The following is an 8,471-nucleotide window of genomic DNA, read 5'->3' as shown; positions in this document are numbered from 1 at the left end:
AGAGCCACCGCGGGTTAGACACTTCATGCTAGGATTCCTGAACGGCTGACAACGGAGGCGACGATGGCAGACAATATCGAAGGCATTAGTGTCGCGAATGACGGCGAGGCCGTTAAGTTCGGCATCAGAGTCGACAGTGTCCATCATTTCTGCACTGTGAGCCGGGAAGTGCTTAAAGAATTGTCGAAGCCGGAGGGCCATAAAGCCGACTTGTTGAAAGAGTTCGAGCGGCACCGCGAGGTGATCTACGAGAAGGCCGCACTTGCAATTCGAAGCGGTTTGAAGGGCGATCCGGTACCGCTGACGATCGAACTCTTCCTTCCTTAATTTGGAACGCACATTTCACCTGAGGGGCTGACATCAGTCAGCCCTCCGATACTCGATCACGCGAATCCACGGGTTGGCGCAGCAGCCATAGCCCTCGCACGGGTCGAGACGGTCCCGTCGTGAACCGTAAAAAGCTCCGACGTCAGCGATCGAGACCTACTCCCTGTTTTTATGCACCAAGCGGCTTGCGGTAGACCGTTCCACGATGCGCTGCAACGAGCTTGTCGATCGCATCGGGCGTCGCTTCGCTCGCCTCGAGGATGATGGCAACACTTCCCGGCGCAAAGTCACCGCTCACGGAATCGATGAATTCATGATCGAGTATGTCGGCGAGTGCTACGCCAACCAGTCCTGTGCTTGCCCCTATCGTGAAGCCGAGTATCGCGCCAGATGGCCCACCGAGCATACCAATCAGGCTGCCCGTTATGGCACCGATTACAACACCCCAAAATGGCTGTGTCTTTGTGCCGAGCAAGGTCACTTTTCCCGCCAGATCCTTTTGAACCATCACACCGCTTTCGACCTTAAAGCTCGCATCCGTTCCCTCGAGATTGCGGAAATCCATGCCAGCTTTTTCCGCATCAGCCACGTTGCTAAAAACCGCCACGATCAGTTGTTGGGCCATCGTAAAGTCCCTCCCATGAAGAAATTCATGCGTCACAGGCAGCCTGTCAGATGAAGCTCGCTGGCATCACTCATGAATACTGACGCAACGGCAGGGCCCATGCAACGCGCAAGGCGCGAAGGGATTATTGATGGCCCTGATTCTGGCGCTTCGCGCTCGTCTGGCGTTTCTTCGCACGTTTGACATTACCGCCCGCGGTCACGCGCTCGTTGCCGCGGACCACGAGCTTTCGCAGCTTTGAGCGTCGTATCGCCGGTGCATGGGGCGACCGCTTGACGACCTTGACGATGCGCGGCGCACCTTTCTTCGCTATGCCAACGTCTCCGGCAACGCCTGGCATGCTGCGCACGGAATGTGGCTCGGCCGCTGCGGGCTTCCAGATCACGAACAGCTTACCGATATGCTGGACCGGCGCGGCACCGAGATGGTCGCAAATCTGGTCGCAGATTGCGTCAGGCGCGTCGTGTTCGTCGCCCGACAAGCGGATCTTGATCAGATTGTGTGCGGCGAGGTGTACGTCGATCTCGGCGAGCACGGCATCGGTCAGCCCATCGGCGCCGATTAGCACGACGGGCTTGAGAGTTTGGGCCTGGGCGCGCAGTGCGGAGCGCTCGGCGGGAGACAGGGAAAGGGCGGGCATCGGGTCTTTGAAACGAATGTGGCCGCATGACGGAAAGCTGGCTGCCTGACATTCTCTGCGTGACAAGCCGCTTACATCAACAGTGTAGAAGACGATATTAACTATCGGTCATATTGATAAGCACATCGACATGTCGACCTCTATCGAACGCGACCAGCCTGACTATAATCAACTGACCCAATATCAACTTCTCGTGTAGCTGTCGGGGCTCGTTGTCATCATCGGGATGCGCGCTATGAACGATCCGGCTGTCACTTCTTCTCCTCCTGGTTTCCGTTGCGGAACGATCGCCATCGTCGGCCGCCCGAACGTCGGCAAGTCGACGCTGATGAACGCGCTCGTCGGCCAGAAGATCAGCATCACGTCGCGCAAGGCACAGACAACCAGCCACCGCATCACTGGCATTAATACGACCAAAGACGCGCAATTCATCTTCGTCGATACGCCCGGTTTCCAGACCCGTCACGCCGCCGCACTGAACCGTTCGCTGAACCGCGCGGTCACGTCGACGCTGACGTCGGTCGATGTGATCCTGTTCGTGATCGAGGCTGGCCGCTTTGGGCCGGATGATCAGAAGGTGCTCGACCTGATCCCGCCCGGCATGCCGACACTACTGATCGCGAACAAACTCGATCAAGTCAGCGACAAGGCGACGCTGTTCCCGTTCATGCAACAAATGAGCCAGTTGCGCGAATTCGTCGAGATGATGCCGCTGTCGGCCAGGAATCCGGAAGATATCGCGCGCCTGCTGGACACGATCAAGCCCTACCTGCCGGAAGGCGAGCCGGTCTATGGCGAAGATGACCTGACCGATCGCAGTTCGCGGTTCCTCGCCGCCGAGATCCTGCGTGAGAAGGTGTTCCGCTGGACTGGCGACGAGCTGCCGTACACCAGTACGGTCGTGATCGAGAAGTTCGAGGAGGAAGGGCGCCTCAAGCGCATCTTCGCGACGATCCTCGTCGAGCGCGACTCGCAAAAGGCGATTGTGATCGGCAAGAACGGGGCCAAGCTCAAGCAGATCAATACCGACGCGCGGATAGACATGGAAAAGTTATTCGACGGCCCCGTGTATCTCGAGACCTTCGTCAAGGTTAAGAGCGGCTGGGCCGACAACGAAGCGGGGCTTCGCGCCTATGGGTATGAATGATGCAGCCAACGCTTACATTTGGAGGACACGTTATGTCTACGCTGATTGCGATTACCTATCAGAACTTGACGGTTGCAGAGGACGCGTTGAAGGAGCTGCAGACACTTCAAAGCGAATACCTTTTGCAACTGCGTGATGCAGTCATCGTCGAGCGCACTGCCGACGACAAAATAAAACTCCATCAGACAGTCAATCCGACTGCGGCAGGTGCATTGAGAGGGGCCTTCTGGGGCAGCCTGATCGGTTGGCTGTTTCTCAATCCGTTGCTGGGTGCCGCAGTGGGATCGGCATCCGGGGCATTGGCAGGCAAATTGAGTGAATACGGTGTCAGTGACACTTTTGTGAAATCGCTGGCGCAAAAAATTCAGCCTGGTGCCGCCGCCGTATTTGCGCTGCTTAAGGATGTGACGCTGGATAAAGTAGAAGCCGACCTGGCAAAGCTGGGCGGGACGGTGCTCTATACCAATCTCTCGCTTGACGATGAGTTGAAGCTGGTCGAGGCACTCTCCAAGGCCAAAGAGAGGGCAAGTGAATAACGCTGGCTCGGCAAGAAGCGGGACACCTCACTGCAACTTTCGAGGCGACGTCATCAGATACTGATGACGTGCCAGGCGATGTATCAGATGCCAATTAAGACTTCGCGGGCTGCTACGGCACTTCGATACGCAAGGGCAGCGGTGTGTTGCTCGATCGCAGCCGAATGAAGATCGGCCTCCGATTCCACCAATTCATATGCATTCCTAGCTAATGCATAGGCGTTGGCAGACTTGCGTTGAAGTTCTGCCACCTCGGCCAGGTCAATGTTAGCCATGCTCATTCTCCTGCGGATAGAAGATTCCCCGTACTTTGCGATTCATCCTTGTCGTTCTGGAATATTGAGTCCCGCAACATTCCGTACGAGGCGCACGGAACAGACGTGCAGTAAAGGTGGCGAGCGAGTGGTCAATAGTACCTGTCACGTGGAAGCCATGTTGCCAGATATCGACGATGCGGTGGAAAGGTTCAGTAACAGCGTCGGCTCCTGTTTCGCAACTGGCAACCGGCCGCGGGACGATGCGAGCGTGCGTCACAGGTCTATTGCCTTCGCTGGCTTGACAGACCCGCACCGGTGGCCTTTGATGAATGGACAGCCCGTGCTGGGCTGACAGAACAAGCAGGGAGCCGCCATGAGCACCACCCGTCATGCCACGATGTGGGACGCCGCCGTCGATGCGCTCGAGCGCGCCGAACGCTTGCATCGCCAGTTCTTCCGCTTAGCGGGTCAGCACGCGCGGGCGCCGGTATGGGAGCCGCCCATCGAGGTGTTCGAGCATGAGGGCCGGCTGGCGATTGTGGTGGCGCTGCCTGGCGTGCCTCCCGAGCGCGTCAGCCTGGACCTCGAAGGCGCGATGCTGGTCGTAACAGCCGAGCGGGCTTTGCCTCGCGCCTTCGCCGGCGGCGCGGTCCATTGCCTGGAAATTCCCTATGGACGCTTCGAGCGGCACATCCGGCTTCCGGCCGGGCGCTACCGGCTGGCACAGCGCGACTCTCAAGACGGTTGCCTGGTGCTGGACTTCGAAAGGCTGGATTGAGCCCGGCGAGCGCCGGCGAATCGAGGAGCGAAGATGAGCACGGACAGCGATAGCGAGGCCCCAGAAGTCCCAGAAGTCCCAGAAGTCCCTGAAGCCCCTGAGGCCACCCCGGCGAGCCGGGGGCCCGCCCCTATGCCGGCACTCCCCAAAGACAGCCTGATTCTGCTTCCGGTCAGGAATGCCGTGCTGTTTCCGGGCATGGTGTTACCGCTGACGGCGGGGCATGGGCAGACCAAGGAGGATGTGCAGGCGGCCGTTATGCGCCAGCAACCCTTGGGCATCGTGCTGCAACGCGATCCGCAGGTGCAGGATCCATCCTTCGACGGCCTCAATACCATTGGCACTGTGGCCAACGTGCTGCGCTATGTCACCAGTCCGGAGGACGGCGCGCATCACCTGATATGCCAGGGCGTGGAGCGTTTTCGCCTGATCGCGCCGGTGGCCGGTCTCGGGTTCCGCGCCGCCCAGGTGGAGCTGCTCCCCGATCCCACGCACGGCGACTCCGCCATTGATGCGCGCGTTCTGGTTCTGAAGCAACGCGCGGGGGAAATGATCGGGCTACTGCCCAATGCAGGGGGTGACCTGATCCGGGCATTGGACGCGATCGAGCCGCCTGGGCTGCTGGCCGATACCGTGGCCGGCCTGCTCGACATCCCGCCGGCGCGCAAGCAGGAGATTCTGGAAACGCTCGATCTCTGCAAGCGGCTCGACAAGGTGCTCGACGCCGTCGCCGGACGAATCGAAGTGCTTCGCCTGTCGCAGGAAATCGGCGAGCAGACGCGCGGCCGGATCGACCAGCGTCAACGCGAGATGATGCTACGCGAGCAGCTCAGGACCATCCAGCAAGAGCTTGGCGAGAACGTCGAAAGCCGCGAAGAAGCCCGCAAGCTGGCTGAAGCGATTGAAGCCGCCCATATGCCGCCGGAAGTCGAGGCGCATGCTCGCAAGGAACTCGCCCGACTGGAGCGGATGCCGGAGGCGTCCTCCGAATACGCCATCAGCGTGAGCTACCTCGAATGGCTGACCGAACTGCCTTGGGCACTGCCGGCGGAAGCGCCCATCGACATCGCCCGGGCGCGGGAGATCCTTGATGAGGCGCACTTTGGCCTGGAAAAAGTCAAGCGCCGCATCCTCGAGTATCTCGGTGTCAGAAAGCTCAATCCGGACGGCAAGGCGCCTATTCTTTGCTTTCTCGGTCCGCCGGGGGTGGGCAAGACATCGCTGGGTCAGAGCATTGCCCGGGCGCTGGAGCGGCCGTTTGTGCGCGTCAGCCTGGGTGGCGTTCATGACGAAGCCGAAATCCGCGGCCATCGGCGTACCTATATCGGCGCGATGCCGGGCAACATCGTCCAGGCCATTCGCAAAGCGGGGGCGCGCAATTGTGTCATGTTGCTCGATGAACTCGACAAGCTCGGACACGGCGTGCACGGTGACCCGGCCGCGGCGATGCTCGAAGTTCTCGATCCCGAGCAGAACGCCTCCTTCCGGGACAACTACCTGGGGGTACCGTTCGACCTGTCCGCCGTTGTGTTCCTGGCCACTGCCAACCAGCCAGATGGCATTCCCGGGCCTTTGATGGACCGTATGGAGGTCCTGAATCTGCCGGGGTACACCGAGGCCGAGAAGTTTGAGATCGCGCGGCGCTTCCTGGTGCCGCGCCAGTTGGAGGCGTGCGGCTTGACCTCCGCACAATGCGAGCTGAGCGACGAGGCACTGCGCTCCATCATCCGCGACTACACGCGGGAAGCCGGTGTGCGCAGCCTGGAGCGGCAGATCGGCGCGGTGTTCCGGTATGTCGCGTTGCGTGTGGCGGAGGATCCGGCGACGCATGAGCGAATCGAGCCCGATCGCTTGCCGTCGATATTGGGGCATCACCGTTTCGAGAGCGAAGTGGCGATGCGCACCAGTTTGCCGGGCGTGGTGACCGGACTGGCATGGACACCTGTGGGCGGCGAACTGCTCTTCATCGAGGCCAGCAGCACGCCGGGCGGAGGCAGGCTGGTGCTGACCGGCCAGTTGGGAAACGTGATGAAGGAAAGCGTCCAGGCCGCGCTGACCTTGGTCAAATCGCGCTGCGAGGCGCTGAATATCGACTGTTCGAGCTTCGAAAAGCGCGACATTCATGTCCACGTGCCGGCCGGCGCGGTCCCAAAGGATGGGCCCAGTGCCGGGGTGGCCATGTTCGTTGCGATCGCATCGCTGCTGATGGGGCAAGCCGTGCGCAGCGATTGCGCCGTGACGGGCGAGATCAGTTTGCGGGGCGTTGTTCTGCCGGTGGGCGGCATCAAGGAAAAGGTGCTGGCCGCATTGCGCGCCGGGATCAGGACGGTGCTGCTGCCTGCGCGCAACGCGCCGGATCTCGAGGACCTCCCCGCCGATGCGCGCGACCAGTTGCGCTTTGTGCTGCTGGAGACCGTGGATGACGCACTGCGCGAGATAATCGAGACCAAAACGCCGAAGCCTCGCAGCGCCGCGGACTGAAGCGGCCCTGCCGGAACGCGGCATGCATCGCTCGCATCCGTCGGCCGGGTTCGCCGCTGCCGGAGGGGCTGCTTACGTGATCGGCTCGGCGGAATCGCCAGCGAGCAGCAATTGTGGGTGTTGCGAGAATGACCATCTACCCGCCGCGCGATCGAGTATCCAGACGATGTCGAACCGGTCCTCCGGCCAAGTCGCTGGAACCGCGGGCGCGCCGGGCACGTGTCCGATGAGCGGCGGCAGTACCTTGTGTTCCCACGCAATCAGCACGATGCCGGATTGGGTCAGCACGTCCGTCATGAGTGCGGCGCCGTCGTCCTTCAGGTACGTCGTGATGTAGTTCACCTGCGAGGTGGCTCGCAGCAGCGCCACGAGCGGCGCAACGGTTTGCATCGACCGCTTGCTCTTGCTGGCTGGACCATTCCCCGCCGCGAACACGGTGGCCGGTGTGAGTCGCGCGGAATGCTTCTCCTCAACCGGACAGAAGAACCGCGCCAACGCGCCGGCACGCTGCCAGCCGCGAACCGCGAGGCTCTCGGCGTCGGCCTTACCGTCCGCTTCGATGCCGGTACCCTCGCTGGCGTCTGGCTTCTCCGCGTGCCGGATAAACATGATTCGATCAGGTGCCATGTTGCCTCCGTGGTGGGGTTGAACAACTGAGATCCTATGCCGAAACGAAAACGGCCAATCGAAAGATTGGCCGTTTCTTGTGGGTGCGCCCGGCAGGGCGCACTCACTCAGAGGTGAAAGTCCTCTACACGCCCGGCAAGGGGAAGTGTTAGCCGAACGGCAAGGGTGTCGCGGGCGACCGCGAATCTGAAGGAAGCCGAAGGCAAAGCGCTGGCCTGACGAACAGGAAGCGGATATGAGGCGGCGTAGCGGGGTGAGGTGTCCCATATCACTGAAGCCCAGTACTTGCACGGAACGCTACGACGTATATCCGACAGGCATAAGCGTGAAGGTGGGTGCGTCATACCCAATGGGATGGACGCCCCCACCCGTCACGGCATGGATGCGCCTGCAGAAGTCAGCAGAGGGCATATTAGGTTGGGGGCAAGGCGGTGAGCCAATGAGAACCTCGACTGAAGGCCTGAACATTGAACAACGCGATTAGGACATCCGACCTCGATGCTGAGCGACGACGCAACAAGGCAGGCAACTGCGCCCAACGGGGGAGGAGGCGAACGGAATTCGCTGAGGACCGCGCCGGGTGCCGAGCCCGGCACGGCGGCGGATGAGCAAACGAAAGCGGAAGGGCCGCGGCAGATGGAGGCCGTGGTTGAACGAGCCAACTTATGGCAAGCGTATGAGCGGGTCATGCAGAACAAGGGGGCACCAGGAGTCGACGGACTCACGGTCGCTGAGTTCAAGGCATGGCTGCAACAGCGCTGGCCGAGCGTCAAGGCAGCACTGCTGGCCGGCGACTATGTCCCGGCGGCGATCCGCAAGGTGGAAATACCGAAGCCAAATGGTGGGGTGCGGACACTGGGGATACCGACGGTACTGGATCGCCTGATTTAGCAGGCGCTGCTGCAAGTTCTGCAACCGGAATTCGAACCTGAATTCTCCGGGCACAGCTACGGGTTCCGCCCGGGCCGCAACGCCTGGCAAGCGGTACAACGAGCGCAAAGCTATCTGAAGGAAGGCCGCCGATGGGTGGTTGACCTCGACCTGGAGAAATTC

10 protein-coding genes are annotated in these 8,471 nt (G+C 61.0%); 6 read left to right on the top strand and 4 right to left on the bottom strand.

Annotated features, from left to right (window positions below; all coding sequences use genetic code 11):
- The first annotated feature begins 63 nt into the window (after nt 1–63).
- A complete protein-coding gene (locus PQQ96_RS40720; RefSeq protein WP_408302868.1) occupies nt 64–327 on the top strand; it encodes a DUF1488 family protein in 264 nt (87 codons plus the stop codon).
- Nucleotides 328–496: 169 nt separating this feature from the next.
- Here the strand turns inward: PQQ96_RS40720 and PQQ96_RS40715 are convergent, their stop codons facing one another.
- Nucleotides 497–952: a DUF1269 domain-containing protein gene (locus PQQ96_RS40715; protein ID WP_408302866.1), complete on the bottom strand. Its 456-nt coding sequence runs from the start codon at nt 950–952 to the stop codon at nt 497–499.
- 124 nt (nt 953–1,076) lie between these two features.
- Nucleotides 1,077–1,592 carry a YhbY family RNA-binding protein gene (locus PQQ96_RS40710; protein ID WP_408302864.1) on the bottom strand — a complete coding sequence of 172 codons (516 nt, stop codon included), beginning with the start codon at nt 1,590–1,592 and terminating at the stop codon, nt 1,077–1,079.
- Nucleotides 1,593–1,827: 235 nt separating this feature from the next.
- Here PQQ96_RS40710 and era point away from each other — a divergent pair, with 235 nt between their 5' ends.
- Complete coding sequence (gene era, locus PQQ96_RS40705) at nt 1,828–2,739, top strand: GTPase Era (protein WP_408302862.1); 912 nt, start codon at nt 1,828–1,830, stop codon at nt 2,737–2,739.
- 32 nt (nt 2,740–2,771) lie between these two features.
- Nucleotides 2,772–3,275 (top strand): DUF1269 domain-containing protein, encoded by a 504-nt coding sequence (locus PQQ96_RS40700; RefSeq protein WP_408302861.1) that lies wholly within the window; start codon nt 2,772–2,774, stop codon nt 3,273–3,275.
- Nucleotides 3,276–3,358: 83 nt separating this feature from the next.
- Here the strand turns inward: PQQ96_RS40700 and PQQ96_RS40695 are convergent, their stop codons facing one another.
- Nucleotides 3,359–3,550: a hypothetical protein gene (locus tag PQQ96_RS40695; protein WP_408302859.1), complete on the bottom strand. Its 192-nt coding sequence runs from the start codon at nt 3,548–3,550 to the stop codon at nt 3,359–3,361.
- A gap of 355 nt (nt 3,551–3,905) precedes the next feature.
- Between PQQ96_RS40695 and PQQ96_RS40690 the strand changes: the two genes are divergently transcribed.
- Nucleotides 3,906–4,310 carry an Hsp20/alpha crystallin family protein gene (locus PQQ96_RS40690; RefSeq protein WP_172310474.1) on the top strand — a complete coding sequence of 135 codons (405 nt, stop codon included), beginning with the start codon at nt 3,906–3,908 and terminating at the stop codon, nt 4,308–4,310.
- Nucleotides 4,311–4,442: 132 nt separating this feature from the next.
- Nucleotides 4,443–6,791 carry an endopeptidase La gene (lon, locus tag PQQ96_RS40685; RefSeq protein WP_408302857.1) on the top strand — a complete coding sequence of 783 codons (2,349 nt, stop codon included), beginning with the start codon at nt 4,443–4,445 and terminating at the stop codon, nt 6,789–6,791.
- Between the two features lie 72 nt (nt 6,792–6,863).
- On the opposite strand, the gene PQQ96_RS40680 is transcribed toward lon, so the two are convergent.
- Nucleotides 6,864–7,418, bottom strand: coding sequence for a phosphoglycerate mutase family protein (locus PQQ96_RS40680; protein WP_408302855.1), 555 nt, complete (start codon nt 7,416–7,418; stop codon nt 6,864–6,866).
- Nucleotides 7,419–8,105: 687 nt separating this feature from the next.
- On the opposite strand from PQQ96_RS40680, the gene PQQ96_RS40675 reads away from it, so the two are divergent.
- Nucleotides 8,106–8,309, top strand: a complete 204-nt coding sequence (locus PQQ96_RS40675; RefSeq protein WP_408302853.1) for a hypothetical protein — start codon at nt 8,106–8,108, stop codon at nt 8,307–8,309.
- Nucleotides 8,310–8,471 lie beyond the last annotated feature (162 nt).

This window comes from Paraburkholderia sediminicola (assembly GCF_046027825.1).
Lineage (GTDB): Bacteria > Pseudomonadota > Gammaproteobacteria > Burkholderiales > Burkholderiaceae > Paraburkholderia > Paraburkholderia sediminicola_D.
The sequence above is the reverse complement of the archived record's forward strand: the minus strand, read 5'-3'. Positions and strand labels throughout refer to the sequence as shown.